The sequence below is a fragment of the Actinophytocola algeriensis genome (assembly GCF_014203735.1).
In the GTDB taxonomy this organism is placed as follows: domain Bacteria; phylum Actinomycetota; class Actinomycetes; order Mycobacteriales; family Pseudonocardiaceae; genus Actinophytocola; species Actinophytocola algeriensis.
On sequence record NZ_JACHJQ010000006.1, the window covers coordinates 369,968 to 396,628 of the forward strand.

General features: G+C 70.0%; 24 protein-coding genes. 11 read left to right on the forward strand and 13 right to left on the reverse strand.

Features of this window, described 5'->3' with window-relative positions; genetic code table 11:
• Positions 1–6: 6 nt before the first annotated feature.
• Both FHR82_RS28660 and FHR82_RS28665 read right to left on the reverse strand, forming a co-directional pair.
• Positions 7–1,629, reverse strand: a complete 1,623-nt coding sequence (locus FHR82_RS28660; protein WP_184813673.1) for an ABC transporter substrate-binding protein — start codon at positions 1,627–1,629, stop codon at positions 7–9.
• Entirely contained in the window at positions 1,626–2,834 is a 1,209-nt protein-coding gene (locus tag FHR82_RS28665; protein ID WP_184813674.1) for a dipeptidase, read from the reverse strand. The genes FHR82_RS28660 and FHR82_RS28665 overlap by 4 nt, the downstream gene beginning before the upstream one ends.
• Before the next feature lie 170 nt (positions 2,835–3,004).
• Here FHR82_RS28665 and FHR82_RS28670 point away from each other — a divergent pair, with 170 nt between their 5' ends.
• The 3 genes from FHR82_RS28670 to FHR82_RS28680 are packed head-to-tail and all read left to right on the forward strand — an operon-like array spanning position 3,005 to position 5,658.
• The gene (locus tag FHR82_RS28670) at positions 3,005–3,988 is read left to right on the forward strand and encodes an ABC transporter ATP-binding protein (protein ID WP_221464407.1); all 984 of its coding nucleotides are present in this window, start codon (positions 3,005–3,007) and stop codon (positions 3,986–3,988) included.
• Positions 3,981–4,958 (forward strand): ABC transporter ATP-binding protein, encoded by a 978-nt coding sequence (locus tag FHR82_RS28675; protein WP_184813675.1) that lies wholly within the window; start codon positions 3,981–3,983, stop codon positions 4,956–4,958. Before FHR82_RS28670 ends, FHR82_RS28675 begins: the two co-directional genes overlap by 8 nt.
• 31 nt (positions 4,959–4,989) lie before the next feature.
• The gene (locus FHR82_RS28680) at positions 4,990–5,658 is read left to right on the forward strand and encodes a hypothetical protein (RefSeq protein WP_184813676.1); all 669 of its coding nucleotides are present in this window, start codon (positions 4,990–4,992) and stop codon (positions 5,656–5,658) included.
• 11 nt (positions 5,659–5,669) lie between these two features.
• Here FHR82_RS28680 and FHR82_RS28685 read toward each other — a convergent pair whose 3' ends face one another.
• Together FHR82_RS28685 and FHR82_RS28690 are read right to left on the reverse strand one after the other, a co-directional pair.
• Positions 5,670–6,044: a DUF8711 family protein gene (locus FHR82_RS28685; protein WP_184813677.1), complete on the reverse strand. Its 375-nt coding sequence runs from the start codon at positions 6,042–6,044 to the stop codon at positions 5,670–5,672.
• 180 nt (positions 6,045–6,224) lie between these two features.
• A complete protein-coding gene (locus FHR82_RS28690; RefSeq protein WP_184813678.1) occupies positions 6,225–7,187 on the reverse strand; it encodes an anti-sigma factor RsbA family regulatory protein in 963 nt (320 codons plus the stop codon).
• Between the two features lie 195 nt (positions 7,188–7,382).
• On the opposite strand from FHR82_RS28690, the gene FHR82_RS28695 reads away from it, so the two are divergent.
• On the forward strand, positions 7,383–7,682 hold the full coding sequence (locus tag FHR82_RS28695; RefSeq protein WP_184813679.1) for a holin: 300 nt from the start codon (positions 7,383–7,385) through the stop codon (positions 7,680–7,682).
• A 38-nt stretch (positions 7,683–7,720) separates the two neighbouring features.
• Here the strand turns inward: FHR82_RS28695 and FHR82_RS28700 are convergent, their stop codons facing one another.
• The 6 genes from FHR82_RS28700 to FHR82_RS28725 all read right to left on the reverse strand — a co-directional run bounded on the left by FHR82_RS28700 (position 7,721) and on the right by FHR82_RS28725 (position 17,147).
• Positions 7,721–8,230, reverse strand: coding sequence for a hypothetical protein (locus tag FHR82_RS28700; protein WP_184813680.1), 510 nt, complete (start codon positions 8,228–8,230; stop codon positions 7,721–7,723).
• A 271-nt stretch (positions 8,231–8,501) separates the two neighbouring features.
• Positions 8,502–9,143 carry a hypothetical protein gene (locus FHR82_RS28705; RefSeq protein ID WP_184813681.1) on the reverse strand — a complete coding sequence of 214 codons (642 nt, stop codon included), beginning with the start codon at positions 9,141–9,143 and terminating at the stop codon, positions 8,502–8,504.
• A 13-nt stretch (positions 9,144–9,156) separates the two neighbouring features.
• Positions 9,157–14,826, reverse strand: coding sequence for a ThuA domain-containing protein (locus FHR82_RS28710; RefSeq protein ID WP_221464408.1), 5,670 nt, complete (start codon positions 14,824–14,826; stop codon positions 9,157–9,159).
• 228 nt (positions 14,827–15,054) lie between these two features.
• Entirely contained in the window at positions 15,055–16,281 is a 1,227-nt protein-coding gene (locus tag FHR82_RS28715) for an ROK family transcriptional regulator (RefSeq protein ID WP_225943908.1), read from the reverse strand.
• 195 nt (positions 16,282–16,476) lie between these two features.
• Entirely contained in the window at positions 16,477–16,662 is a 186-nt protein-coding gene (locus FHR82_RS28720) for a PspC domain-containing protein (RefSeq protein WP_184813683.1), read from the reverse strand.
• A gap of 65 nt (positions 16,663–16,727) precedes the next feature.
• Entirely contained in the window at positions 16,728–17,147 is a 420-nt protein-coding gene (locus tag FHR82_RS28725; RefSeq protein WP_184813684.1) for a cupin domain-containing protein, read from the reverse strand.
• Between the two features lie 105 nt (positions 17,148–17,252).
• Here FHR82_RS28725 and FHR82_RS28730 point away from each other — a divergent pair, with 105 nt between their 5' ends.
• The 3 genes from FHR82_RS28730 to FHR82_RS28740 all read left to right on the forward strand — a co-directional run bounded on the left by FHR82_RS28730 (position 17,253) and on the right by FHR82_RS28740 (position 19,747).
• On the forward strand, positions 17,253–17,903 hold the full coding sequence (locus tag FHR82_RS28730; protein WP_184813685.1) for a hypothetical protein: 651 nt from the start codon (positions 17,253–17,255) through the stop codon (positions 17,901–17,903).
• 31 nt (positions 17,904–17,934) lie between these two features.
• Positions 17,935–18,849 carry a PfkB family carbohydrate kinase gene (locus FHR82_RS28735; RefSeq protein WP_184813686.1) on the forward strand — a complete coding sequence of 305 codons (915 nt, stop codon included), beginning with the start codon at positions 17,935–17,937 and terminating at the stop codon, positions 18,847–18,849.
• Between the two features lie 94 nt (positions 18,850–18,943).
• Positions 18,944–19,747, forward strand: coding sequence for a leishmanolysin-related zinc metalloendopeptidase (locus tag FHR82_RS28740; RefSeq protein ID WP_184813687.1), 804 nt, complete (start codon positions 18,944–18,946; stop codon positions 19,745–19,747).
• Between the two features lie 42 nt (positions 19,748–19,789).
• On the opposite strand, the gene FHR82_RS28745 is transcribed toward FHR82_RS28740, so the two are convergent.
• Together FHR82_RS28745 and FHR82_RS28750 are read right to left on the reverse strand one after the other, a co-directional pair.
• Positions 19,790–20,023, reverse strand: coding sequence for a putative signal transducing protein (locus FHR82_RS28745; protein ID WP_221464409.1), 234 nt, complete (start codon positions 20,021–20,023; stop codon positions 19,790–19,792).
• A gap of 306 nt (positions 20,024–20,329) precedes the next feature.
• Complete coding sequence (locus FHR82_RS28750) at positions 20,330–20,608, reverse strand: OsmC family protein (RefSeq protein WP_184813688.1); 279 nt, start codon at positions 20,606–20,608, stop codon at positions 20,330–20,332.
• Here FHR82_RS28750 and FHR82_RS28755 point away from each other — a divergent pair.
• The 4 genes from FHR82_RS28755 (at position 20,600) to FHR82_RS28770 (ending at position 24,462) form a co-directional block, all read left to right on the forward strand.
• Positions 20,600–20,854 carry an ABATE domain-containing protein gene (locus tag FHR82_RS28755; RefSeq protein WP_184813689.1) on the forward strand — a complete coding sequence of 85 codons (255 nt, stop codon included), beginning with the start codon at positions 20,600–20,602 and terminating at the stop codon, positions 20,852–20,854. The two genes, FHR82_RS28750 and FHR82_RS28755, sit on opposite strands and share 9 nt — an antisense overlap.
• Before the next feature lie 100 nt (positions 20,855–20,954).
• Positions 20,955–22,313, forward strand: coding sequence for an NAD-dependent succinate-semialdehyde dehydrogenase (locus tag FHR82_RS28760; protein WP_184813690.1), 1,359 nt, complete (start codon positions 20,955–20,957; stop codon positions 22,311–22,313).
• 206 nt (positions 22,314–22,519) lie between these two features.
• Positions 22,520–23,209: a polysaccharide deacetylase family protein gene (locus FHR82_RS28765; RefSeq protein ID WP_184813691.1), complete on the forward strand. Its 690-nt coding sequence runs from the start codon at positions 22,520–22,522 to the stop codon at positions 23,207–23,209.
• A gap of 5 nt (positions 23,210–23,214) precedes the next feature.
• Positions 23,215–24,462, forward strand: coding sequence for an SGNH/GDSL hydrolase family protein (locus FHR82_RS28770; RefSeq protein WP_311771321.1), 1,248 nt, complete (start codon positions 23,215–23,217; stop codon positions 24,460–24,462).
• A gap of 292 nt (positions 24,463–24,754) precedes the next feature.
• Here FHR82_RS28770 and FHR82_RS46545 read toward each other — a convergent pair whose 3' ends face one another.
• Positions 24,755–26,140, reverse strand: a complete 1,386-nt coding sequence (locus FHR82_RS46545) for a glycosyl hydrolase family 18 protein (protein WP_184813693.1) — start codon at positions 26,138–26,140, stop codon at positions 24,755–24,757.
• Positions 26,141–26,661: the final 521 nt, after the last annotated feature.

A 26,661-nucleotide genomic window follows, 5' to 3' on the forward strand; every position in this document is an offset into this window, starting at 1 on the left:
CCTGCCTTACTGCGACTCGGACTTGGTCGCCGAGGCGACCGAGATCGGGTTGACGATGGACAGCAGCTCCGACGGCTTCACGACGAACCCGCTCCAGTCGCTGCGGTGCGCCACGTACAGGTTCTGCGTGTACATGACGTTGTCGTACACGTTGTCCCGCACGACCTTCGCCGCCTTCTGCAGCAGCGGCTTCTGCTCGTCGCGCTCGAACGTGACCCGCGCCTGCTCGATCAAGGACGACAGCTCCGGGTCGTCCACATAGGAGTAGTTGATCACGCCGCCCGGCAGGTAGGTCAACGCCATGTTGGTCGCCGGGTCGTCCATGATCGCGAAGTTGCCCGCGTAGATGTCGAAGTCACCCGCGTCGGTCTTCGCCAGGTACGTGTTCCGTTCCAGGCCCTGCAGCTCGATGGTGACGCCCGCCTTGGCCGCGCCGTCCTTCACGAGCGTCGCCCACTGCGTGGTCACCGGGTCCTGCAGCGAGTAGATCAGCCGGAACTTCAGCGATCCGTCGGTCTTGTACCCGGCGTCGGTCAGCAGCTGCTTCGACTTCTCCGGGTCGAACTCGTACTCCTTGATCGAGTCGTCGTGGTAGTCCTTCAGCACCGGCATGATCGGGCTGGACCCGGTCGACACCGCCTGGTCGGCCAGCACGACCTTGCGGATCGCGTTGTAGTCCACCGCGTACGCGAGCGCCTGCCGGACCTCCTTCTTCGCGAGGTCCGGCTTGTTCATGTTGTACGTCATGTGCGCGTAGCCGAGGCCGGGGATCTCCTCGACCGTGATGCCCTGCGTGCCCTGCAGACCCTTGACCTGCGCGGGCGGCAACGCGTTCGCGATGACGTCCACGTCGCCGTTCTTCAGGCCCAGGATCTCGGTGTTCACGTCCGGGTACACGCGGTAGACCACCTTGGCGGCCTTGGGCTTGCCACCGTCGACCAGCGGGTAGTTGTCGACCCGCTCCATCGTGTAGCTCTGGCCGCGCTGCACCTCGGTGAGCACGTACGGCCCGGCCGACACCCAGCCGCCGTCCTTCCCGTCGTTCGCGAACGTCGCGACCGAACCCGCGGGCTCGAACACGTGCTGGGGCACGACGTTGCCCCAGAACCCGACCTCCGGGACGACCGTCGAGTCCGGTGCGCTCAGCTTCAGCTCGACCCGGGTGTCGGACACCGCGGTCGCCGACTCGAAGTTGGTCAGCTGGCCGGTCAGCGTGCCGGCCGGCTTGTCCCGCTTCACCGCGTTGAGCGAGTACGCGACATCCTTCGCGGTCAGCGGCGTGCCGTCCGACCACTTCATGCCGGACCGGATCTCGTAGTAACCGGTGGTGTCGTCGACGTAGCCCCACTTCTCCGCCAGCTCGGGCGCCTTCTCGCCGTCCGGGCCGATCGAGAGCAGGTGCGGGTACATCAGGTTGGTGATCCAGTAGTCACTGCGGCTGTTGCCGACGAACGGGTTGTAGTTGACCACGTCGGTGGTGGTCGCGATGGTGAGCGTGGCGTCGGTGACCGCCGCTCCGCCCCCACCGCCTTCGGTGGGAGCGCTCGGCGCACAGGCCGCGAACGTGGCGATGCTGACCGCCGCGGCTGTGACCGCAATGGCCGCGGTCCGTCGTGGACGTGACGTCAAACCCAGACCTCCTTGAGGACTCGTAGCGTGTTACCCCCGATGACCTTGCGGATGTCGTCGTCGCTGTACTGGTGCTTGACCAGCCAGCCGATGATGTTGAAGAAGCCCTCCGCCGGGTTCTCCAGGCCGTCCACGTACTCGACCTTCGGGAACTCGACGCCGCCGTGCGCCTGCCCGAGGGACAGGTTCGCGGCGAAGGTGTCGTGCAGGCCGACGTGGTCGCCGAACAGGGTGTCCGGGCCGAAGCTCACGTGGTCGATGCCGACCAGCTCGACGCAGTAGGTGAAGTGGTCCATCACGGAGTCGAGCGAGTGCCGGATGTGGTCGCGCGACAACGTGGTGTGCGGGGCCGCCTCGATGCCGATCACACCGCCGCGCTCGGCGCACGCCCTGATCGTCTCGTCGTCCTTCATCCGGTTCGTCGGCCAGACGGTCCGCGAACCGGCGTGGGTGATGAACACCGGCGTCTTCGACTTCTTGATCACGTCGAGGCCGGTGCGGTCACCCGAGTGCGAGATGTCGATGGCGATGCCGAGCTTGTTCATCCGCTCCACGGCACGGTCGCCGAGGTAGGTGAGGCCGCCGTCGCCGCGCTCCTTCAGGCCGCCGCCCAGCAGGTTCGCCTCGGAGTAGGCGATGCCCATCTGCCGCACACCGAAGCCGTACAGCACGTCGAGCCGGTCGATCTCGTTCTCGATCGGGGTCGCCGCCTCGAGCGCGAAGATGTGGGCGACGCGGCCGGTCTCGGCCGCGTACTCGATGTCCTTGACCGACTCCGCCTTGATGACGAAGTCCTGGTGGGCCAGGTCGGCCATCCGGACACCGAGGTCGAACAGGACGTCCTGGTACTTCCATCCCGCGTCGGAGCTGATGCAGCAGGTGCCGTCCATGCCGTTGTCGAACACGGCGGTCAGGCCCGAGCGGGACAGGCCCTCGTAGCCCGTCGGCTCACGGCCGTTGCGGATGTGCTCGCGCAGGTCGGACATGTCCTCGGGGAACACCTGCACGTGCTCGTGCAGCGAGATCACCGTCTCCTCGGTGAGGAGCCGCCTGGTCCGCTCCTCCTGCTCGGCGGAGAGTTCGAGGCCCGCGTAGGCAGGCACGCGGCCGACCTGCTTGGCGTAGGTGAACTCTCGGTAGTCCTTTCCGGACTCCAGGTACTCGTAGGCCGTGTAGCCGGTGTAGCGGGAAGCGGGCTCCAGCACGCTGCCACTCCTGTCTCCGCGTGGTGTGCGGTACCAGTTGACTGTCTCCTGTGGAATGCCGCAGAGTGTCATCAATATCCGGCATGCTTGTCAATGCATGTGTCAGAACTCGGCGTGATTGGCCCTAAGATGAAACTTATCGGCAACGCCTCTCGTGTGAGGATGGTGTGGTGAACAGTCCTCCCGACGCCCTGCGGGTCCGCGGCCTGTCTGTTTCGTTCCAGATGGACCAGGGCCCGGTGGAAGCGGTCCGCCACGTCGACCTCGATGTCCCACGTGGACAGCTGGTCGCGCTGCTCGGCGAGTCCGGCTCCGGCAAGTCGGTGACCGCGCGCGCCGTGATGGGTCTCGCCGGTCCCGGCGCGACGGTCGCGGCCGACGAGATCACCGTCGCGGGCACCGACCTGCGCACGGCTACCCCGCGCAGGCTGCGCGAACTGCGCGGCACGCGGATGAGCCTCGTGCTGCAGGACGCCCTGTCCGCGCTCAACCCCGTCCTGACGATCGGCGACCAGCTCGGCGAGCTCTTCCGGGTCCACAGTGGAGCGTCGAAGAAGGTCGCGCGCGCCAAGGCCGCCGACCTGCTCGGCGTGGTCGGGATCCCCGCACCCGCCAGGCGGATCGGCGACTACCCGCACCAGTTCTCCGGCGGCATGCGGCAGCGCATCCTGATCGCGATGGCCATCGCGCTGGAGCCGGAGCTGCTGATCGCGGACGAACCGACGACGGCACTCGACGTGACCGTCCAGGCACAGATCCTGGACCTGCTGGGGTCACTGCGGACACAGCTCGACATGGGTGTCCTGCTGATCACCCACGACCTGGCGGTGGTCAGCGAGGTCGCCGACCGGCTCGCGGTGATGTACGCGGGGCGGGTCGTGGAGGCGGGCGACGCCGACACCGTCCTGTCGCGACCGTCCCACCCGTACACGGAGGCGCTGCTGAGGTCGGTGCCGCAGCTGGAACACCACGGCGCCGACCTGTTCACGATCCCCGGCTCGCCACCCAACCCGGCGCGGGTGCCGTCGGGGTGTCCGTTCCACCCGCGGTGCCACCGCGTCGTCGAGCGGTGTTCGTCGGTTCGGCCGGAGCTGGTGCCGTTGGCCGGCCGCACCGTGGCCTGCCACCAGTCGGAGGTGATGCTCGGTGTCTGAGCACGTGCTGGTTGCCGATGCCCTGGTCCGCAGGTACTCGGTCGGGTCGCTGCTGCGGCGGGGGCACGTGTCGGCGGTCGACGGGGTGAGCCTGTCGCTGCGGCGCGGTGAGGTGCTGGGCATCGTCGGCGAGTCCGGGTGCGGCAAGTCGACACTCGCGCGGATGCTGGTCGGGCTGGAGCACCCCGACGGCGGACGGCTGGTGTACGACGGTACGGAGGTGACGTCGGGTGGGCGGGCTCGTCTGCGCGGTGGGGTGCAGATGATCTTCCAGGACCCGTACGCGTCGCTGGATCCGCGGATGACGGTGCTCGACATCGTCGCCGAGCCGCTGGCCGCCACCGGGTCGGGAACGCGTGCGTCCCGGCGGGAGCGGGTGGCGTCACTGCTGGAGCTGGTCGGGCTGGCGCCGGAGTTGATGAACCGGTATCCGCACCAGTTCTCCGGTGGGCAGCGGCAGCGGATCGGGATCGCCAGGGCGCTGGCCCTCGACCCCGCGGTGCTGATCGCGGACGAGCCCGTGTCCGCCTTGGACGTCTCCGTGCAGGCTCAGGTGATCAACCTGCTCGCCGACCTGCGGAAGCGGCTCGACGTCGCGATCGTGTTCATCGCGCACGACCTGTCCGTGGTGCGGCATCTGGCGGACCGGGTGGCGGTGATGTACCTCGGGCGGATCGCGGAGGTCGGGACCACGGACCGGATCTACGAGTCGCCCACCAATCCCTACACGCAGGCCCTGTTGTCGGCGGTGCCTTCCTCGGACCGGGCCGCACGGGGGCGGCTGGCTCGGCGCCGGGTGCTGACCGGGGAACCGCCTTCACCCATCGACCCGCCTTCCGGGTGCCGGTTCAACCCGCGGTGCTGGCTCGCGCAGGACCGCTGCCGCACGGTAACCCCGGCACTGCGCGAAGTCGACGGCAGGCTGACCGCGTGCCACTTCGCGGAGGACGCGAAGCACGGAGGAAAGTAGGAGGAAAGTGGCGGCGGCGATCATGCCGCCCATGACCGACTTCACCGTCTCGCCACCCGACCTGACCGGTTTCAGCGACCAGATCGGCGGCATCGGCGAGTTCTACTCGTCCGTCGGCGGGCAGGCCGCCGAACTCAGCCTGGGACTGTCCACCCTGCCGGTGCCCATGGGGACCAACGGACAGCTCTCCGGCGTGCTGGCGCTGTTCCTCGACGACTTCGTCGCGCTCGTCGGGGCCGAACGCGACGCCGCGACGCGGCTCGCGGGCGGGCTGGGTGACACCGGGCAGGCACTGGCCGAGGTGGCCCACGCCTACCGGGAACAGGACGACGCGGCCAAGCGCCGCATCGAGGAGGCAGGCGCGTCCGAGGAGGACCAGGCCGTCGACGACGCGATCGAGGAGGGGGAACCGAACGTCGACTGGCGCTCCCGGCTCAGCGGCGACGACGTCTTCTCCGGCATCGGGTTCGAGCCGCCGAAGATGACCTACGAGGGCCAGTTCGGCGAGCTGAACGCGCTGGCGCCGCCCGCCCTGTCCAGCGACGCGGCGGGCGGCACGACACCCGGCGAGCCGGAAGGCCTGACCGAGGAGCAGGCCGACCCGGAGGGGCCGACCGAGGAACCGAACGAGCCGGCAGGCCTGACCGAGGAACCGAACGACGCCGAGCCGGTGGAGGCCGGTGGTCAGCAGAGCCGGTGACCGGCACCGCGTCAGGTGCAGGCCACGCGGAGCGCGTCGAGGCGTTCGGTGTTGCGCCGCACCCAGCGGGCGACCACACCGGCGTCGTCCAGGCGTTCCTTCTGCACCTGCAGGTACGAGTCGGCGAGGCCCAGCAACGACGCCTTCACGTCCTCGTCTGCCACGTCGCCCGCCAGCTCGCGCAGCCTGCGTTCCTTGTCCTCGGCCCGTTCCCGCAGCCGCTCCTGGTCGACCAGCGGGTTGAGGTCGGCCAGGCCGAGTGCCTCCGCGCACACCGACGCCCGGTCCGCGACCGCGCCTGCCTCGTCGACCGCCTCACCGACCTCGGCACAACCCGCCACGACCAGCACCGTTGCCAGCGCCACGCACACTCCCCGTATCCCCATGCACAAAATCTAGCTGGCCGTCGTTTACCCGTGCGGGTGATCGGGTAGCCCGATCTTGCCCGGAACGGAAGCAGGGCCGTTCTGGTGCTACAGGACCGGACCCGTCGAACGTGCCCTCGCAATTCGATGGGGTCCGGTCCTCCTTTCCGCCTCCCCGGCATTCCCGAGGCAACGGCTCGCTCAGACGCGGTGGTACGGGTTCCCGCTGATCATCCGGACCGTGAAGCCGTCCGTCGTGTTGCTCATCGCCACGTGGTCGCACAGTTGGTGGGTGAGCCACAGGCCCAGCCCGCCGATCGGGGCGTGCGCGGCGGCGCGCAGTCCGGCGAACGGGTCGACGGGGCCCTTGCCGCGGTCGGTCACCGTCACCACGACGCGGTCCGGGCCCGCCCAGAAGCGGACCAGCACCGGCGGACCGCCGTGGCTCATCGCGTTCGTGACGGTCTCCGTCACCGCGATCCGCAGGTCGACCAGTCTGTCGGCGGACAGCACCCCGTCGCTGACCCGTCCGAGTGCCGCCCGCGCGTCGGCGGGGCTCGGGTCGGCCAGCTCGACGGTGGGTGCCGTGAGCTGCAGCGGGTCGGGCGGCGTTGGCCGGTCGCGGCGCAGGAACAGGTCGGGCTCGACGTAGTCCGGGCTGGTCAGGTGCCGGTCACCGGGAGCGGCCACGTTCGGGTGGGTGCGGGCCACGTCGGCCAGCACCTCGGCCGGGGTGCTGCGGGTGTCGTAGGTACACATGCTCCACAGCGGGTAGTCGTCGTACGCGTCGTTGATCGCCGACTCGTACCGGGCCCACCAGTCCCACGTCACGCCCAGCGTGTCGGGCGGCAGCTCACCCACGACGCGGATCTGGCCGGCGCCCGCGCGGGTGTGCTCGGCGAACAGGTCGCGGTAGGCGCGGATCGCGCCGGCCGGGCGGACGTACAGGTCGCCGCCGGAGTTGAACACCACCGGTGTGTCGTCGCCGAGCGCCTCGCGGACCAGCGCGGCGTTGGGCTCGCTCAACGAGACGATCGTCGGCTCCCCCGCCGCCACCCCACCCTGGACGAACGGGAGGACGACGGCGAGCAGCTCCTCGTCGCTGCCGTAGTAGACGGCCTCGTGGAAGTACCCGGTGCGCCCAGCGGGCGCCCCGGTCCTCATAAACCGTCCTCATGGCGCACGCCGTCCAGGATCGCACCAATGCGCGCCCCGCGGTTGACGGGGGGTTCAGCCCCACGTGGGGCGCGGTCCACGCCGACTGCCTGTATCACGGCGCCGCCACCCTCATCCATCTCCACGAAGGTGGTCGAAGCGCTGCCACGCGGGAGTGGCGTGGCGGGACGAGAGGTGAGAACCATGCCCGGTCAGCACAGGACAGTGGATCAGGTCCCGGCAGGTGAGTTGTGGAAACCCGCCTTCTGGAAGGACGCCGCCGAACGCGCCGTCCGCACGACGGCACAGATCATGGTGGCGTTGATCCTCGCGGCGGGCACCGGCCTCCTCGACACCGACTGGCTCGCGTACCTGTCCTCGGCCGCGATGGCCGGGCTGCTGTCGGTGCTCACCTCCGTCGCGAGCGAGATGAAGTCGCCGGACGGAACGGCATCGCTGGTGTCCCAGCCGTCTCCGCCGAGCCCTGCCGTACCGCCCCGGTGACGTCCGTCATCGCGCGGTACCTGGGAACTCCCCCTGCCTCAGCCCACGCGGGCCAGGCGGCGCCTGCGGAGGAAGACGGTGATCGCCAGCGCCACGACGGCCACCGCGACCGGGATGGCCACCATGGTGACCGTGGACATGCCGGCCGGGGCCGGCGGCGGTGTCGTGGCGACCGGGGGCAGCTCCGCCGACGTGACCGTCACGGTCTTGGTCGCCGCCGACGGGTGGGTGGCCGTGACCGTCACGGTCCAGTCACCCGTCGGCAGGGGGTCCTTCGCCTGGTAGAAGGCCTGGCCCTCGGCGGACGCGCGCAGCTGGACCGGGCCGACGACCTCGCCGTCCGACGAGGAGACGGCCGTGTAGGTCATGCGGACCTCGCCCGGTACGGCGTGGCCGTCGCGGACGTAGGTCACGGTCGCGGTGACGCCCTGGCCGCCGTCACTGCGCACGTCGAGCTGGATCGGGCCGCCGTGGGCCCACGCGGGGGCCGCGCCGAGCAGGACGGCGGTCAGCAGGGTGGCCGCGACCACCAGGAGTCTGCGGATCATCGAAATCTCCGTTCCTGGAGACCCTTGGCTTCAGCCGTGGGGAGGAATCGAGTGTCTTGGCAGTGACACGCATTGGCGGTGCGCCTGGTGTACAACCGGGCGTTGGAGGCACGCACGACCCGCTCAACATCGTGTGGTCCCGACCGCTGCCGGACGGCGCTGAGCCGTCCACAGTCACCGTGTCCCGTGATTCGGCCGGACGCTGGTTCGTGTCGATGCTGGTCGAAACCACCAACCCCCGCCACGAACGGCGCGACAGCTACCGGCTTGCTCAATTGTGTCCATGTCCTTCCGGTTCGCCGTCCGGGGTGAAGGCCTCGCCACCCGGCTCGGACTGCAGGTACACGTGCTGGTGGCCGTAGCCCGCGTCGACGTTGATCTGGTCGAGCTGCGTGGCGCCGACCGACCACGTGGTCACCGCGAGGTCGCGTTGCCGCGTCGCCAGGTCGTGGTTGCCCTGCTGGTGGGCGGTGACCGCGAGGGCGAGCTGGTCGATCGCGGTCGCGAGGCTGCCGCGGGCCACGTTGGTGGCGGTGGTGCCCGACGGCGGGTCGTCGAACGAGGCAGCGGCCGCTTCGACGGCCCGCTGCCACGCGGTCGCGTCCCCCTCGTGCCCGGCCAGCCCTTCGACGACGGGCGCGAGGTCGTCCGCGGTGGTGCGGGCCAGGTCGGTCAGTTCCTTGATCTGCACCTTGTCGCGGGCGGCGTCCGAGGCTCGGATGTCCGCCGCCATCTGGGCTTCCTCGCTGGGTTTGCCGACGAGGTAGCCGCCGACCCCGAACACCACGGCGCCCACCACGAACGCCAGTACGGCGGGCAGGACCCGACGCCACAGCGGCGTCTCCTCCTGCTGTTCGCCGAGGCGGAACGATCGGGCGCGGCGCCGGGCGGACGCCGTGGTGCGGGGGTTCATCGCGTCTCCTCCATCAATTCAGTCTGGCGATCACGTCGTCGGTGTCCCTGGCGAGCACGTCCCGCACCTCCGCGACCTTGACCTTCTGCGGGTCGGTCGCGAGGGTCCGGAACTCACGCAGCAGCTTGACGGCCTTGGCGTCGTTGCCCTTCGCCTCGGCCTGCCGCGCCTTCGTCAGCTTCTCCTGCAGCGACTTCTGGGTGGCCTGGTTGAGCCAGCCCACCGCCTTGAACCGGTCGATCAGGTTCGAGATGTCGCGGGTGGAGGTGCCGACGCCGAACGTGACCGTCTGGGCGGTGCGGTTGCCCGCGCCGTCGGTGGCGGTGACGGTCAGCGTGTGCGTGCCGAGCGGCAGCGTGTACAGCGGCAGCAGTGCGCCGGAGCTGTACGCGTCACCGTCGAGCACACCGGTCAGCGTCTTGACCCCGGACGTGGGGTCGACGGCCTGCCAGCCGATCCGCAGGTCCTGGCTGTCGCCGTAGACCTGCCGGTCGGCGATGCCGGAGATCAGGACCGTCGGCGTGGTGCCGTCGATCTTGATCGTGGCCGCCTTGTCGGTCTCCACGTTGCCCGCCGCGTCCTTCGACCGGTACGCCACCTCGTGGGTGCCGTCCCCGGACACGTCGACCGGCTGCGTGTAGGCCGTCCACGGGCCGCCGTCGAGCGAGTACTCGGTACTCACCACGCCCGACGCGGCGTCCGTGGCCGCGAGGGTCACCGGCACCGCGCCGCCGTTCCACCCGTTGTCGTTGGGTGGCGCGAACTGTGCGGTCGTGAGCGGTGCGGTCGCGTCGACCTTGACCGCGAGGGTCCCGGCCTCCTCGACGTTGCCCGCCTTGTCGGCCGACCGGTACTGGATGGCGTGGTTGGCGTCCCCGCTCACCACGAACGGCGCGGTGTACGGGGTCCAGGCCCCTCCATCCACTGTGTACTCGGTGCGGTCGACGCCGCTGTCCTCGTCGGTCGCCGCGAGGGTGACCGTGACCGGACCGGTGTACCAGCCGCTCGCCCCCGGCGCCGCCGGGTTCGTGGTCGCGGTGGTCTCCGGTGCGATCTGGTCGGCCTGCTGCGCCCATGACGCGTGGAAGTAGTCGAACTTCGCGGTCACCAGCTCGGTCGCGTTGGTCCCGATGGCGAACAGCCCGACCTTCCCGCCGGCCACGGCCGCGTTGGTGACCGTCTGGGCCATGTCGGTCCAGGTGACACCGTCAGCCGAGTAGGAACCCTGGTAGGCGTTCCCGGTCTTGGCGAGTCTCAAATACCAGACACCCTGCGTCAGGTTGTTCGCCGTCGGCTGCGGCTCCTGTACCGCGTCACCGATCTCGCTGCGCAGCTCGATCCGCTTGGCCGTCGCGCTGTCGGCCACGAAGTCCAGCTTCACGTAGTTGGCGTCGTCGGTGTACACGATCAGGCCCGCCTGCTGGTAGGCCTGGTTGAGCGCACTGGCGTCGACCTTCGTCTCCACCGTCCAGTCCCCGGCGGGCGGGGTCTGCAGGGTGAAGTTCTTCGGGCCCGAGTTGTCGGTCCCGTAGATGTCACCGGGGGTGGTGTCGATCTCCAGGTTGCCACCGGTCACCCTGGTCTTCGTGGCGTCCGGGCGGACCACGGTGGTCCACCGGCAACCGTCCACAGTGGACCCGTCGAACTCGTCGTTCGGCGTTGCCGCGGTGGCGGTGTCGTCCGGCAGCAGCTGGAACCAGTCGAACGCGGCGTCGACGACCGGCCGGTTGCCCGTGCCGGACAGCGAGACCAGGCCGATGCGCGGGTTGTCGATGCCCGCGATCAGCTTGTCCGTCTGCGGCATGTTCGTCCACGACAGACCGTCCGCCGAGTACGACGCGGTGAGGCGGGTGCCGTCACTCGCCAGCCGCACGTACACGGTGTCCGGGTAGCCCGCGCCGAGGTTGGCCGTGTTGGACTCCGCGACCTCGTTGGGGACGCCGTTCTCCTCGCGGATGAACTGGAAGACACGGTCGGCCGCCGAAGCGGTACCGCGGCCCTCCAGGACCATCTTCGCGTAGTTGTTGTCGTCCCCGTAGAGGATCAGACCCGCCTGCTGGTAGGCGTCCCGCGCCGTCAGCGACACCTTCGTGGTGGCCTGCCACGCCCCGCCGGGTGCGGGCTGGAGGACCAGGTTCGGCGTCGGGTTCGAGTTGTCCGTGCCGTAGATGTCGGTGTTGGACGTCGGGATGTGCAGCGCGCCGTCACGCACCGCCAGGTCCTGGTTCTGGCGGACCACACTCCACCGGCCCGGTTCCAGTGCCGTGCCGAGGAAGTCGTCCGACTTGCCCGTGAGGCACGTGACACCCGGGCTGTCGACGGTGATGTCGACGTGCTCGGTGGTGGCCGCGCCCCGCGAGTCGGTCACGGTGACCGATGCCGCGTAGTTGCCGGGCGCGGTGTAGGTGTACGACGCGTCCGGTGTGGTCGCGCCCGCACCGTTCACACCGAAGTTCCACTGGTACGCCAGGGGGTTGTCGCCCTCGGCGTCCGTGGCCTCGGAGTGGAACTCCACCGTCAGCGGGGCGGTGCCGCGGGTCGGCGTCGCCGACGCGGTGACCTCCGGGCGCTGGTTGTCGGTGACACCCTTGCCGTTGAAGTCGACCCAGTTGACGTTGAACAGCCCGCCGGTGTTGGTGGAACCGGACGGCCGCCGAGCGATCATGTACAGCGGCGCCGAACCCGTCGGCGGGTCGTCGAGCGTGAGCGTCACGTCCGTGAAGCTCTGCCAGTCACCCGTCACCGGCACCGCGACGGAACCCACGAGCGCGCCGTCGGTGGCACCGGACCGCACCTCGATGGTGCCGCCGCCACCGTTGGAGGACACCCGGAACCCGATGGAGTCCACATCGGACAGGTTCGCGGGGTCGAACGACCACCAGTCGCCGTCCTCGATGAACCCGATGTTGCGGAAGCCGCCGCCGGTGTCGGACGTGGTCTCCACCTGGACACCGGGGTCACCGGTCCCCGCCGCGTCTGCCGTGCGGCCCGTCGCGGAGAAGAACTCGGCCTGCTTGTGCTTGGGCTGGAGGATGGCCTCCGCCCGGCCGGTCAGCGGCGAGGAGCCGCCGGCGCCGCCCTTGTCGGTGTAGCTGGCCTCGAACACCGCGAACACGTTGTCGCTGTCCGAGTGCCCGGACGACAGCGTGGTCTGCACCGTCCCGTCACAACCGGTGTACTGGTCGAGCGGGTGGCCGTGCGTGTCGTGGCCGAGGATCGACTGCAGCTTGACGTCGTCGCAGTTGATCGTGCCCTCTTCCGGGTCGGTGACCGTGATGGAGAACTTGACCTGGTCACCCCAGTCGAAGAACCCGCCGTCCGGTGGCAGGTTGAGCTTCACGGTCGGGGCCGTGTTGCCCACCACGATCGGCACGTTCGCCGTACCGGTGCGGCCGTCGGCGTCGGTCACCGTCAGCGTGGCGCTGAAGTTCCCGTTCGCCGTGTAGGTGTAGGACGGGCTGGCCTCGGTGGAGTCCGTGGTGCCGTCACCGGTGAAGTCCCACGCGAACGTGACCGCCGTGCCGTCCGGGTCGAGCGACCCGTCGCTGGAGAAGTTCACCGAGAGCGGGGCGATGCCGGACGTCTTGTCCGCGTGCGCCCGCGCGATCGGCGCCCGGTTGCCCTGCACGTAGTCGATGCGGTAGATGCCGGAGTCGGCGTTGTCGCCGCCGAAGCCGGAGCCCCACTCGATCATGTACAGCGCGCCGTCCGGACCGAACTTCATGTCCATCGGCTTGAGCATGGTGACCGTCTTGAAGATCTGGTTGATGTCGGTCAGCTCGCTGCCGTCCTCGTTCAGCTGGAACGAGTACAGCTTGTTCTGGTTCCACTCGGCGAAGATCGCCTTGCCGTCCCAGTACGCGGGCCACTTGCGGTCGGAGCTCACGGCCTCGTCGTACCGGTAGACCGGGCCCGCCATCGGCGCGCCGCCGCCACCCAGCTCAGGGAACGCGGGGTTGGTGGCGTAGTGGTAGTCGACGGTGGCCGGGATGGCCGGTGGCAGCGCGGTGAGGCCGGTGTTGTTCGGCGAGTTGTTCACCGGGTTGGCGCAGTCGTACTTCGCACCCGAGGTGGCGGTGGCGAAGTCGTACTCGTTGTACGGGACGTTGTTGCCGATGCAGAGCGGCCAGCCGTAGTTGCCCGGCCCGTTCAGGAGGTTCCACTCGACAGTGTTCTCCGGCCCTCGGTTCGGGTTCGCCGTACCGGCGTCCGGACCGTAGTCGGCGACCATGAGCTTGTGCGTCCGCGGGTCGATGCCGATGCGGAACGGGTTGCGGAAGCCCATCGCGTAGATCTCGGGCTTGGTCTTCGCCGTTCCCGGCGCGAACAGGTTCCCCTCGGGGATGGTGTAGGTCCCGTCGTCCTCGGGGTGGATCCGCAGCACCTTGCCGCGCAGGTCGTTGGTGTTGGCCGACGACTTCTGCGCGTCCCAGTCGGACCGGCCGGCCCGCTCGTCGATCGGCGCGTAGCCGTCGGAGGCGAACGGGTTGGTGTTGTCGCCGTTGGCGAGCCACAGGTCACCGGTCTGTTCGTCGAAGACCATGCCGCCGCCGTGGTGGCAGCACTGCGACCGCTGGACCGGGACGTCCAGCACGACCTTCTCCGAGGCCATGTCCAGGGTGGAGTCCGCCTTCACCGTGAACCGCGACAACCGGTCGATGTCCCCGCCGGTGGCCGGCGAGTGGTACAGGTAGATCCAGTTGTTGGTGGCGAAGTCCGGGTCCAGCGCCATGCCGAGCAGGCCGGACTCGTTGGCGGTGAACACGTTCAGGTGCGCCGCGGTCGCGACCGAGCCACTCGGCTGGACGACCTTCACGTCCCCGAGCCGGTCGATGTAGAACACCCGGCCGTCGTCGGCGACGTCGAGCATCATCGGGTTCGACGTGTTGTCGTCGAGCGTGACCTTCTCGAAGCTCGTGTCCTGCGACGCGGAGCAGTCCCCCTGGACCACGCCTGCCGCGGTCTGGATGCCGCCGAGCAGCATGGACAGGAACGCCGGCTCGACGAAGCTCTCCTTGGTGTGGCCGAGGCCGGTGTACCAGGAGCGGCCACCGTCGTAGTCCTGGCACCAGGTGATCGGGTGGTCGAAGCCCATCGACCCGCCGTTGTAGGTCGTCTCGTCCAGCGACGCGAGGACGTGTGCCGTGCCACGCGGGTTCGTCTGGTAGTCGTACCACTCGTCGGTGCGGGACCACTCCGCCGGCAGGTCCTTGGTCGACGGATGTGCGGGGTCCTCGACCTTGACGGTGGCCTGCTGGATGGCCGGGTGCTGCTTGAAGTAGGCGCCCACGAGGCCGCCGTACCACTCCCACGCGTAGCCGGTGTCGGCCGCGGCGTGCACACCGACGTACCCGCCGCCGTGCTGGATGTAGCGCTGGAACGCTTCCTGCTGGGACTGCTCGCCGACCGGCTCACCCGTGGTGGACATGAAGATCACGACGTTGTACTGCGCCAGGTTCGCGTCGGTGAACACCGAGGAGTCCTCGGTGGCGTCGACCGTGAAGTTGTGCTCCTGGCCCAGCTTCTGGACGGCGGCGATGCCGTCCGGGATGGAGTCGTGGCGGAAGCCGGTGGTCTTGGAGAAGACCAGGGCCTTGAACGACGGGTCCGCGGCGGGTGCCGCGGTCTCGGCCTGCGTGGCGGAAGCCATGGTGGTCGCGACCGCGGCGGCCAGTACGGCCACCGCCAGCGGTCTGCCAAGTCGAGCCGATCTACGTAACCGCGATCTCAACGCGGACGCCCTGCTCGTCAGGGACATCTACTAACCTCCCAAGAGGTGCCCGGAAACCCGGGCGGGGGTGTGACTTCGGCGTTGCTTCCCCGACAGGTGTGGATCTCGTATCCCTCCTTTCGTCCGAGTGGTGCACCTGCCGTGGTGTGGGGCGCTGCCACGTCCCGCACCACGGCCCGATCAGGGGGTATGTCGCAGCGCGACGAGGGTGGGGTCGTCGAGGACCGCTTCGAGCGCGACGTGCGCACCGCCCCGGGCGGCGGCCGTGAAGCCCAGCGTGGAGAGCGCGACCTCGCACGCGTCGGGCGCGATCACCCGCGCGTGCAGCTCGGCCAGCATCGGCTCGAGGAGGTAGTCGCCGAGGCTCGCGAAGTACCCGCCGAGCACCAGTACCCGCGGGTTGAACACGTTGACCAGGATCGACGCGCCGAGGCCCAGTGCCTCGCCGACGAGCTTGAGTGCGTCGAGGGTGCGCGGCTCACCGGCGTCGGCGCGGCCGGACAGCATCGACAGCCGCTGCTCGAGGTCCAGCGACGGGTCGCAGACGGGGTCGTCGGGGGTGGCGGCCATGCGCAGCAGCGCGGCCAGGCCGACCATGGTCTCCCAGCAGCCGCGACGGCCGCAGCCGCACAGGTCACCGCCGGGGTTGAGCGGCATGTGGCCGATCTCGCCGGAGAACCCGGCGGCGCCGCGCAGCAGGCGCCCGTCGACCATCACGCCGCCGCCGACGCCGGTCTCGCCGGTGAGGTAGACCAGGTCGGCGGTGCCGGCGCGGCTGCCCATGGCGAACTCGCCGAGTGCGGCGAGGTTGGCGTCGTTGTCGACCTGGATGGCGCTGTGCCTCCTGGGGAGCGACCCCCAGAACCCGGGCGTGTGGCCGTCGAGCCGCCGCCGGAGGCCGGACACGGCGTCGACCTTGGTCCAGTGCAGGTTGGGGGCGAACGCGACCACGCCGTCGTCGGTGTCGACCAGCGCGGGCACGGCCAGGGTCATGCCGACCGGGGTGACCTGGCGTTCGTCGCACTCGGCGAGCGCGCGGATGGCCAGCTCGGTGACCGCGTCCAGCACCGCTTCCGCGGGCAACGCCTGCACGTCGAGTGCGACCCGGTGCTCGAACACGACCGCGTTGGACAGGTTCAGCACGACCGCGGTCACGTAGTCGACGTTGATCTCGACACCGATGCCGCCGATGCCGCGCCCGTCCAGCTCGACGGTCTGCCCCGGCCTGCCGACGGACCCGCCGCGCTCGACGTCGCCCTCGCGGACCAGGCCCCGGTCGATCAGCTCCGCGGTCAGGCTCGACACGGTGCCGCGGTTCAGCCCGGTCTCCACCGCGATGCGGGCACGGCTGCGCGGACCTGCGTCCCGCAGGTGCCGCAGCACCAGCGCCAGGTTGCTACGACGCATGGTGACCTGGTCGGCAGGTTGCCGCCCGGTCATGCGCCCGGCGGGTCGAGACGCGTTCACAAGGCAGCACCGCCCCGCTAATTTGTCCGTTAGCCGGACAAATTAAGGCGGTGTGAAATCGGCCGTCAATGGGTTGGGTGAAAGTTTCGTCCGCGTAACCCAGGTGGCGGCGCCACCGTTACGCCGAACGGCTGCTCAGTAGGGCCGTTTGGGCACGAGCGCCCACATGATCAGGTAGGCGATGAACTGCGGCCCTGGCAGCAGGCAGGACAGCACGAACACGAGCCGCACCCGCCCGACCCGCCACCCGTACCGCTCGGCGAGCCCGGCACAGACGCCGGCGATCATCTTCTTGCTCTGAGGTCTGGTCAACGTGGTCATGCCTCCACGGTGCCCCGGTCCTGGCGGTCTCGCATGGTGGACCACCCTGAGATGACCCTGGACTGTCAGAGGTCGCACCCGGGGTCGGCGGCGTCCTCGGACAGCGGGCTCCCGGTGGGCAGGACGTGGAGCACGTCCAGCACGACCGGCACTCCCCCGAGGTTCCTGCCGATGTGCACGTGGTCGGCGCCCGGGGTCTCGACGATGGCGCTGCCTGCCGGGCTCACCTCGGTGGTGGCGCAGTCGGCCATGGTGCGGGTGAGGGTCCCCTGCCGGACGTACGCGTACAGCGGCCCGTCGTGGTAGTGCCAGCCGGTGTAGCCACCGGGTGTGATCGTGATCGTCCGCAGCACGTAGTCGGTTCCCCCGACGGTCCTCTGGGCGATGACCGTCCCGGTGACCCCGGACGGCGGCGTGGCGACCGCGGTCCCCGGCACGAACACGAGCCCTACGGCGACGAGCACAGCCCCCAGAATCCTGGACATCGTCGAAGTTCCTTTCCCGGCCAGTAATTGGTCAGAAAGTTGACAAACCTTGTATCGAGTCAGCGGCCCGCTAGCATCCTGTTGGATTGCTTTGGGGGAATCTGAATGGGAAAGCCAGACCAACCACGGGACGCCAAGGGCAGGTGGACCTCCCGCGGCGCGGGCACGGTGGTCGTCGGCGGCGCGATCGCGTTGGCGGCGAGCGGAATCAGTGGCGGTGCCGGTGTTGGTGGCTCCGCGGTGGACGCGATCGGCTCGGCGAACGTGTCGGCGGCACGGGTGGCGCAGAGCAAACAGGCCGCGCGAAAAGGGCGTTCCGACGACGCCTGGCGGGGGCTGAACCTGCGCCGGGTCCGAAAAGCCGCCGAACCGGCTCTGGACTGCGCCATCAATTCCTACGGTCAGATCCGCGACTTCTTTCTGCGAAACCCGTGCCGGTCACTCGACCGGACGCTATTCACGCTCGCCGACCCCGACGGCAACACGTTCGTCGTGTCGGTGTCGTGGGTGCGGATGCGTCAGCAGGGCGACGTGCGGCGGCTCAAGAACCTCATCGATGTCGACGGCACCGGCAGTGTCACCCAGCTCGGGGCCGCGGCGCTGAAGACTCAGGGCGTGCGCTTCACCGGCACACCGTTCCGGTCGCGCCCGCAGCGGGACCTGCTCGTCGTGGCGGAGGGTGCCGCGGTCTCCGGCACCCCGGATCCGGCGTTCTTCTCGGTCGTCGTCGACGTGGCCGCGGAACTGCCCGGTTGACGGTGCCTCCTCCGGTGGTACCCCGGACGGTATGGATGCGGCTGACCAGGTGCTCGTGGTCGGGCAGGTGGCGCGGGACCTCGTGCTCCGCGTGGACGAGGTGCCCGGCGAGCGGGAGGCCGTACCCGCGCGGCAGCGGCTCGAGATGCTCGGCGGCAAGGGCGCCAACCAGGCGGTGGCACTGGCGCAGCTGGGGGTGCCCGTCGCGCTGCTCGGGGTCGTCGGTGACGACGCCGTGGCCGACGACCTGCTGGCCCGCGCCCGCGACGACGGCATCGACGTCTCGCCGGTCGTGCGGCGGGCGGGGACGCGCACCGGCCTGATCGTGAGCCTCCTCGACTCCGGCGGGCGGTGGCGGTACGTCGAGGACCTGCCCGGCCCGGTCCTGCTCACCGAGGACGACGTGCTGCTGGCCGCCCGGCCCGCCCGGTGCACGGTCGCCCAGCTGCAGCAGCCGTCCGCCGCCGTGCTCGCCGCGGTCCGGCAGGCCACCGGGCTCGTCGTGGTGGACGGCGCGCCACCGGACGACGGGCGGCGCGACGCGATCCTCGCCGCCGCGCACGTGCTGCGGGCCGACGCCAGGGAGGCCGGGATGCTGACCGGCGCCGAGTTGGCCGACCCCGAGACCGCGGTGCGCGCCGCCCGGGACGTCCAGCGCACCCACGACCTCGCCATGGTCGCGTTCGGCTACGACGGCGGCGACGTGTTCGCGTGGCGCGGCGGCTCGCTCGTCGCCACGCACGGTGACGCCGAGGTCGTCGACACCACCGGTGCGGGTGACGCGCTCACCGCGGGGCTGACCGCCGAGCTCGTGCGAGGCAGCGACCCGCAGCAGGCGGCCGAGCTGGGGGTGGCCGCCGCGGCGGCCACTGTCGGGCATGCTGGTGGTCGCCCGCGACTCACCCACCTGCGCCGGAAAGAAACCACTCGTCGCGGAACCCGGTAACAGGCAACTGACAGGCAACGAGAAATCCCCCGTCACGTTCTGTGTCCACACGCGATTGTCCAGTCGTACCGAGCTCATCCGCGAGGAGAGAACAATGGTCGACTATCTCGACACGTATGTCGCGCGCGCGGATACCGTGCGGGCACAGGAACTCACCGGCACCACGTCCCCCTTCACGATCACCGTGCGGTTCACCGGCGGGCTGACCCGCACGCAGCAGGACGCGTTCGCCGCGGCCGCGGACCGCTGGGCCCGCGTCATCGTCGGCGACCTGCCCGACGTGGAACTCGACGGGGAGGTCATCGACGACGTGCTCGTGCTGGCCTCCGGCGAGGACATCGACGGGGAGGGCAACGTCCTCGGCATGGCCGGGCCAACACACATCCGGGCCGGCGGCGCGCCCTGCCGCGGCGAGATGCGGTTCGACTCGGCGGACCTCGCCGCGATGGAACGCGACGGCATCCTCGTCGACGTCATCACCCACGAGATGGGCCACGTGCTCGGCATCGGCACCCTGTGGGCGGACCTCGTCGACGGTGACGGCGGCGCCGACCCGCGCTACACCGGCCGTGTCGCCATGGTCGAGTACGGCCGCCTCACCGGCAGCGACCCCGAGCAGGTACCGGTGGAGAACGAGGGCGGCGACGGCTCCCGCGACAGCCACTGGCGCGAGCGCGTCTTCCGCAACGAGCTGATGTCGAGCGCGATCGGCGGCATGCACAACCCGATCAGCAGGCTGACCGTCGCGTCCCTCATCGACCTCGGCTACCAGGTCGACCTCGACGCCGCCGAGCCGTACACGTTCCCGGTGCCCGTGGAGGGCGCCGCACTCACCGTCCGCCGTCTGGAGGGACACTTCGAACGGCCTGCGCGCCGTCAGGTCGGCGAACGCGTCTGACCAGGACATCGGCGCGGCGGACAGCCGCGCCGGCCCGTCGCGCTACGCGTCCACACCCGCGTCGGCGAGCAGCTCCCTGGCCGCCGCGAGCTGGTCCTCGGCGACGAGGACCCGGTTCGTGACCGCGTTGATGGAGCCGTCGATGACGCTCATGTGCGAGTCGGCGACCGAGTGGGTGATCTTCGCGTCCGCCAGCAGCGACGCGGCGAACGAGATCAGCACGGGATCGTTGGACCTGAGCAGCTCGACCATGACCGCCCCCTTCTGTCGTGTCATCAGCGTAGTCCCGCCACTTCGAGCACGGCGGCCGTGAACGCGCGCGGCGCCTCCTGCGGCAGGTTGTGCCCGGCGCCCGCGACCTGGTGGTGCACCCGCGGCCCGGCGAAGTACCGCGCGGAGGAGCTGCGTCGGTCGGCGGGATCACGCCGTCGGCCAGGCCGTCGAGCGTCACAGCGGGTGCCTGGATCCGCGGCTGCGCCAGGAGGCGGGCCTCGCCGAACCGCCACTTCGTCAGCGCGACCGCTGCCGCCCCGCCCGCGACGGCGGTCGCGAAGGTCCTCCTGCTGATCATGTCGTTCGTCCTCACGCGACGGTCGCGGTGATGGTGACGTCGATGTTGTCGCGCGTCGCCTTGGAGTAGGGGCAGATCCGGTGCGCGGCGGCACCGAGCGCGTCCGCGGTGTCCTGGTCCACACCGGACATCTCGACGTTCGGCGCGGCGCTGAGCCGGAACTCGCCGTCGTCGTGGTGCGGCGTCACCTCGGCGACCACCGCCAGGTCGGACAGCCGCGCCTTCCGTTCCGCCGCGGCGCGTCTGACCGCGCCGAGGAAACAGGACGCCCAGCCCGTGACGTGGAGCATGCCTTCCCCTGCGGGACCCTCGCGCTGGACTTCGTCGGCACGCTGCGCGCGCGGCGCAACGCCCTGCCCAGGGAGATGCTCGGCGCGCCCGCCAGCCTCGACGCGTGGTTCCGCGAGTCGGGCTCGTCGACGACGACACGCACGTGGACGACGCTGGCCTGCGCAAAGACGTCGAGCTACGGGAGGCGATCTACACACTGGTCGCCGGCAGGCTGTTCGGCGAACCGGCCGACCGGTCCCCGGTAACAGCGGCTTCTCACCAAGTGACATCACTGTGTATACAGTATTCTGTCTGGAATGTAGGCTGAGCTGAGGACCGTGTCGTAGAGGAAAGGCCCGCGCTTCCATGTACACAGTCACCAATCCGGCGACCGGCGAACTGGTCGAGGAGATCGAGAACGCGACCGACGAGGAGGTCCGGGCCGCGATCGACCGCGTGCACAGTGCCTACCCGGCCTGGCGGCGGCGGCCGGTCGCCGAACGCGCGAAGATCGTCTCGCGAGCGGCCGAGCTGTTCGCGGAGCGCTCCGACGAGCTCGCCGAGATCATGACGCTGGAGATGGGAAAGCGGATCAACGAGGGCCGCGGCGAGGTCGGCATCGTGGTCGACATCTTCAACTACTACGCGGACAACGCCGCGACACTGCTCGCCGACGAGCCGCTGAAGGTCACGACCGGCGACGCGGTGATCGTGAAGCAACCGATCGGCGCACTGCTCGGCGTGATGCCGTGGAACTTCCCGTGCTACCAGGTCGCCCGGTTCGTGGCGCCGAACCTGGTGCTGGGCAACACGATCCTGCTCAAGCACGCGTCGATCTGCCCGCGCTCGGCGCAGGCCATCGCCGACATCCTGCACGAGGCGGGGGTGCCGGAGGACGTGTACGTCAACACGTTCGCGTCCAGCCGCCAGATCCCGGCGGTGCTCGCGGACCCGAGGATCGTTGGCGTGTCGCTGACCGGCAGCGAGCCGGCAGGCATCTCGGTCGCGACCGAGGCAGGCAAGCACCTGAAGAAGACGGTGCTGGAGCTGGGTGGCTCCGACCCGCTGATCGTGCTCGACTCCGACGACCTGGACGAGACGGTGAAGCAGACCGCGACCGCGCGCATGCGCAACTGCGGCCAGTCGTGCAACGCGCCGAAGCGGATGATCGTGCTGTCGGAGCTGTACGACGACTTCGTGGACAAGCTGTCCAAGCACGTCGCCGACTACTTCCAGCCGGGCGACCCGGCCGACCCGGCGACCAGGCTGCCACCGCTCGCGTCGACCGCAGCCGCGGACGAGGTGGCCGGGCAGGTGCGCAAGGCCGTCGAGCAGGGCGCCACCCTGCGCGCGGGCGGCAACCGCGTCGAGCCGGGTGCGTACCTCGAGGCGACCGTGCTGACCGACGTGACGCGCGAGATGGACGCCTACTACGAGGAGATCTTCGGCCCGGTCGTGGTCGTGTTCCGCGCGCACGACGACGAGCACGCGATCGAGCTGGCCAACGATTCACCGTTCGGCCTCGGCGCGAGCGTGTGGGGCACCGACGCGGCGCGGATGCGCCGCGTGGCCGAACAGATCGAGGCCGGGATGGTGTACGTCAACCGCGCGGGCGGCTCGTCGGCGGACCTCCCGTTCGGCGGCATCAAACGCTCCGGCATCGGCCGCGAACTCGGCCCCGCGGGCATCGAGGAGTTCATGAACAAGAAGGCGATCCGGTTGTGAGCTGAGCTCGCCGCGAACGGGCCGGAGCCACGCGCTCCGGTCCGTTTCTCATGCGCACGGGGCGGCCAACACGGCTTTGTGGCTCCGAAAATTTCGGTCCGCAGAACCTCGTGATTGACAACGTCTGCCGAACACTTCTACATTTAATTCCGGAATTGTTTCGAAACTTCCGGAATTCGTAGAAGTGCGATAGACGGGAGCACGGTGTGTCCGCCGCACGAACCCTCGGTCTTCTCCTCGTTCCACTGCTGGCCCTCGGCGCGACGCCCGCGTACGCCGACCGGCACGCCCCGCCCACCTCGACCATCGTGGACTCGGCGCGGGAGGGCGGCCTGTCCGTGGCCCTCACCTTCGACGACGGGCCTGACCCCCAGAACACGCCGAAGCTGCTGCAACTGTTGCGGCGCAACCACATCCGAGCGGTCTTCTGCCTATGGGGCGAACACGCGCGCCAGTATCCGGCGCTGGTGCGGCAGATCGTGTCGGAGGGGCACGTCCTGTGCAACCACTCCCTCAACCACGACGACCTGTCGACCTGGACCCCGGAGGCGATCCGGGCGGATCTCCAGGCGACCAACGCCGCCATCCGCGCCGCCGTGCCGTGGGCGCGCATCCCGTACTTCCGCGCCCCGTACGGCGCGTGGGGCTCGAGCCCGGAGGTGGCCGCGGCCATGGGCATGCAGCCGCTGGGCTGGCGCCTCGCGATCGGCGACTGGGACCCGCCGGGCACCGACGTGCTCGTGGACCGGATCCTGACCGGCGTGACACCGGGCGCGGTGGTGCTGCTGCACGACGGCGGCGGTGACCGCGTCCAGACCGTCGACGCGGTGGCGGCGGTCATCCCGCGGCTGCGGTCCGACGGCTGGCGCTTCGCCCTCCCCGCGCGGCGCGGGTGAGCACCGTGGCACGCAAGAAGATCCTGGCGGTGCTCGCGGGCGCCGCGGTCCTGCTGACCGGCGCCTCGGTCGCCGACGCCACCCCGCCCGCGCACTGGGTCGGCACGTGGGCGAGCGTCCCGACACAGACCCCGGCGACGGCGACCCCGACGCTGGCCGACGAGACGATCCGGCAGGTCGTGCACACGAGCGTCGCGGGCAGTGAGGTGCGCCTGCGCCTCACCAACGAGTTCGGCACGACCGCGTTGCGCGTGGGCGCGGTGCACGTGGCCCGCCGGGCGGGGTCCACCGGCACGGCGATCGACCCGCGCACCGACCGCACGGTGACGTTCGGCGGCGTCGGCTCCCCCACGATCCCCTCGGGTGCCCCGCTGCTGAGCGACCCGGTGCGGCTGCCGGTCCCGGCACGAGCCGACCTGGTGGTGAGCATCTACCTGCCGGGCCCGACCCCGGTGACGTCACTGCACAACTTCGCGTACCAGGAGAACGTGGTCGCGCGGGGAGACGTGACGGACGACCGCGCCGTCGCCGGCCGCACGGTGACGGCGTGGTACTTCCTGTCCTCGGTCAGCGTGCGCACGACGGACCGGCACGCGACGGCGGTGGTCGCGTTCGGTGACTCGATCACCAACGGCGCCGAGTCGGCGGTCAACGCCAACCACCGCTGGCCGGACCTGCTGGCGAACCGCCTGCGGGGCAGGGGAATGCTGAACCTGGGAGTGGCGGGCAACCGCCTGCTGCACGACCCGAACCCGCCGCCCGGCAGCGACGCGGTGAACTACGCGGCGTTCTTCGGCGAGAGCGCCATGCGCCGCTTCGACCGGGATGTGCTCGCGCAGCCGGGGGCCGAGCACGTGATCGTGCTGCTGGGGGTGAACGACCTTGGCCACCCGGGGACGTCGGCGCCGGTGACGGAGGCGGTGACGGCGGAGGAGATCATCAACGCACACCGGCAGCTGATCGTGCGCGCCCACGCGGCCGGACTGGAGATCATCGGCGGCACGATCCTGCCGTTCAAGAACGACACCTTCGGCTTCTACAGCCCCGAGAACGAGGCGAAGCGGCAGGCGGTGAACCACTGGATCCGCACGGGTGGCGAGTACGACGGGTTCGTCGACTTCGACGCGGCACTCCGCGACCCGGCCGATCCGCGGCAGCTGCGCGCCACCTACGACAGCGGTGACCACCTGCATCCCAACGACGCCGGCATGGCAGCCATGGCAGCGGCGATCCCGCTGAACCTGCTCCGCTGACGGTTGGTTCCGCGGGCGCCGCGCGCCCGCGGAACCGGCGGCCCGTTTCGAACGGCCCGCCCGTAAGCAAGCCCGCCGCGTGGACTCGAACCGACCCCACGCGGGGCCGGGCTTGGCCTCCGGCCCCGGTTGCCGGCCTCTCACGGGGCACCGACAACGCGCCGACCGCGGACGCCGCGAAGCCCGGGGTGTCCACAACGCACCACGTTGTCCACAACCCGGGCCCGCGACACCGAAACCTGTCGGTCCTCGGCACTACTCTGGATACCGGGGGCCGGCGGCCGCCTCACCGTCAAGCAGGCAGGCGCCACACCTGGTTGCTGCCAGCGAAGCAGTCCCAGATCTGCAGTCGCGTGCCGTCCGCCGAGCTGGGTCCGGTGGCGTCGAGGCAGCGGCCCGACGTGGGGTTGCGCAACGTGCCGTTGGACTGCGCCTGCCACTGCTGCGCACCGGTCCCGTTGCAGTCGTACAGCTGCACGACCGTGCCGTTGGCGGTGCCGGCCGCGGTGACGTCCATGCACTTCCCGAGCGCGCGCAGCGTGCCGTCGGAGCTGACCGTCCAGCTCTGGGCGTTGGAGCCGTTGCACGTCCACAGCTGGACGGCGGTCCCGTTGGCGCTGCTGGCGCTCGCGACGTCCACGCACTTGCCGCCGATGCCGGTGATCGGGCCGGTGCGGCCGGTCGGCGGGTTGCCCGTGCCGCCGGTCGCCACCTCGTAGATCGCGCTCACCAGGGACGTGCTGCCGCTGGTGTCCTGCGACAGCTCCCAGTTCATGATGCCGCCCGCGTTCGCCATCGCCCACTGGGTCTTGCGCTTGATCGTGGGGATGCCGTTGTAGCACTGCTGCGCACCACCCGCGGTGACGCAGTCGCGGTTCGCGTTGGCCGGGTCCATGGCCACGAGCTGCGAGTACGTGTAGTAGCCGGGGCGGCTGTAGAACGGCACACCGAGCACCGTCTTGCTCGCGGGCAGGCCGCGGCCCTTCCAGTAGTTGGCGGACTGGATCGACCAGTCGTAGTTCGCGTGCGGGCTACCGCCGTCGTAGGCCATGATGTTGAGCCAGTCGACGTAGCCGAACACCGCGGGCTGCACGCCTTCCGCGGTACCACCGCCGGAGACGACCGCCGCGGTGAGCAGCTTGCCCCTGCTGTGCATGGCGGAGGACAGCTGCTGCATCAGCGCGGTGAAGTTGTTCCCCGACTGCCCCGGGTCCGGGTACTCCCAGTCGATGTCCACACCGTCGAGGTTGTACTGGTTCACCACGCTCACCACGCTGTTGACGAACGTGGTGCGCGACGAGGCGTTGGCGGCGAGGGCCTCGAACGCGGAGTCGTTGCCGTCGTTCCACCCGCCGATCGCGAGGGAGACCCTGACGTTGTTGCTGTGCCCGAGGCTCACGAGCGACGAGAGCTTGCCGGGGTCGGGGATGCCCTGCAGCGTGCCGTTGGAGTTCGGCAGCGCGAAGGCGTAGTTGATGTGCGTGAGCTTGTTGTACTGGATGCTGTTCACGCTCCCGGACCACGACGGCATGTAGCCGACGCTCCGGAACCCGTTGGGCAGCACCGCGGCCGCGGCAGGCGACGCGGCCGCCACCACGAGCCCGGTGGCGACGGTCGCCAGTGCGAGTCCGGCGGCACCCCACCGGCGTCTTTGCCGGGACAGGCGAGAGTTGGGCATGGGCGTCCTTCCAAGGCAGGGGGAGAAGGTGACGCGTGCACACGTGGAACCGGTTCCGGCCCAGTGAACATCGGACCTCTCCCGGGCGTCAATAGTGGACGGCACATTGGTTCAACCACTTGGCCGGGCAAGGCGGGCGAACCGGCGACCCCCGGCGCCCCAGCCATCCGATGATCACGGCCAGGACGACCGGGCTCGTTCGACGCGTCGTTCGACCATTTCCACGGGAGTTTCGGCCGGTTTTCCGGGATTGTTCGGGGCCATTGCGCAGGTCGCCGGGAATGCGGTACTACCGGTTTTCGCGTGAATTTTCCCCACCGTTGCCGAATCCCCGGAGGTGCGCGATGTCAGCTCGATGGTCCCGCCGCTCGTTCCTCAGAACCGCGGCGGCGGGTAGCCTGCTCGGCGCGACAACCCTGGGGCAACCGCTTGCCTCGGCTACTCCGGGTGCGCCGGCCGAGCCGTGGGCACGTGCGGACGAGATCGCACGAAAAGTGCGCCCGCCGCGATTTCCGCGCAAG

Coding starts and splice junctions, on each gene's coding strand:
- FHR82_RS28680 (WP_184813676.1), top strand. CDS start 4,990: ATGACCGACTTCACCGTCTCGCCACCCGACCTGACCGGTTTCAGCGAC.
- FHR82_RS28685 (WP_184813677.1), bottom strand. CDS start 6,044: ATGGGGATACGGGGAGTGTGCGTGGCGCTGGCAACGGTGCTGGTCGTG.
- FHR82_RS28690 (WP_184813678.1), bottom strand. CDS start 7,187: ATGAGGACCGGGGCGCCCGCTGGGCGCACCGGGTACTTCCACGAGGCC.
- FHR82_RS28695 (WP_184813679.1), top strand. CDS start 7,383: ATGCCCGGTCAGCACAGGACAGTGGATCAGGTCCCGGCAGGTGAGTTG.
- FHR82_RS28700 (WP_184813680.1), bottom strand. CDS start 8,230: ATGATCCGCAGACTCCTGGTGGTCGCGGCCACCCTGCTGACCGCCGTC.
- FHR82_RS28705 (WP_184813681.1), bottom strand. CDS start 9,143: ATGAACCCCCGCACCACGGCGTCCGCCCGGCGCCGCGCCCGATCGTTC.
- FHR82_RS28715 (WP_225943908.1), bottom strand. CDS start 16,281: ATGCGTCGTAGCAACCTGGCGCTGGTGCTGCGGCACCTGCGGGACGCA.
- FHR82_RS28720 (WP_184813683.1), bottom strand. CDS start 16,662: ATGACCACGTTGACCAGACCTCAGAGCAAGAAGATGATCGCCGGCGTC.
- FHR82_RS28725 (WP_184813684.1), bottom strand. CDS start 17,147: ATGTCCAGGATTCTGGGGGCTGTGCTCGTCGCCGTAGGGCTCGTGTTC.
- FHR82_RS28730 (WP_184813685.1), top strand. CDS start 17,253: ATGGGAAAGCCAGACCAACCACGGGACGCCAAGGGCAGGTGGACCTCC.
- FHR82_RS28735 (WP_184813686.1), top strand. CDS start 17,935: ATGGATGCGGCTGACCAGGTGCTCGTGGTCGGGCAGGTGGCGCGGGAC.
- FHR82_RS28740 (WP_184813687.1), top strand. CDS start 18,944: ATGGTCGACTATCTCGACACGTATGTCGCGCGCGCGGATACCGTGCGG.
- FHR82_RS28745 (WP_221464409.1), bottom strand. CDS start 20,023: ATGACACGACAGAAGGGGGCGGTCATGGTCGAGCTGCTCAGGTCCAAC.
- FHR82_RS28750 (WP_184813688.1), bottom strand. CDS start 20,608: ATGCTCCACGTCACGGGCTGGGCGTCCTGTTTCCTCGGCGCGGTCAGA.
- FHR82_RS28760 (WP_184813690.1), top strand. CDS start 20,955: ATGTACACAGTCACCAATCCGGCGACCGGCGAACTGGTCGAGGAGATC.
- FHR82_RS46545 (WP_184813693.1), bottom strand. CDS start 26,140: ATGCCCAACTCTCGCCTGTCCCGGCAAAGACGCCGGTGGGGTGCCGCC.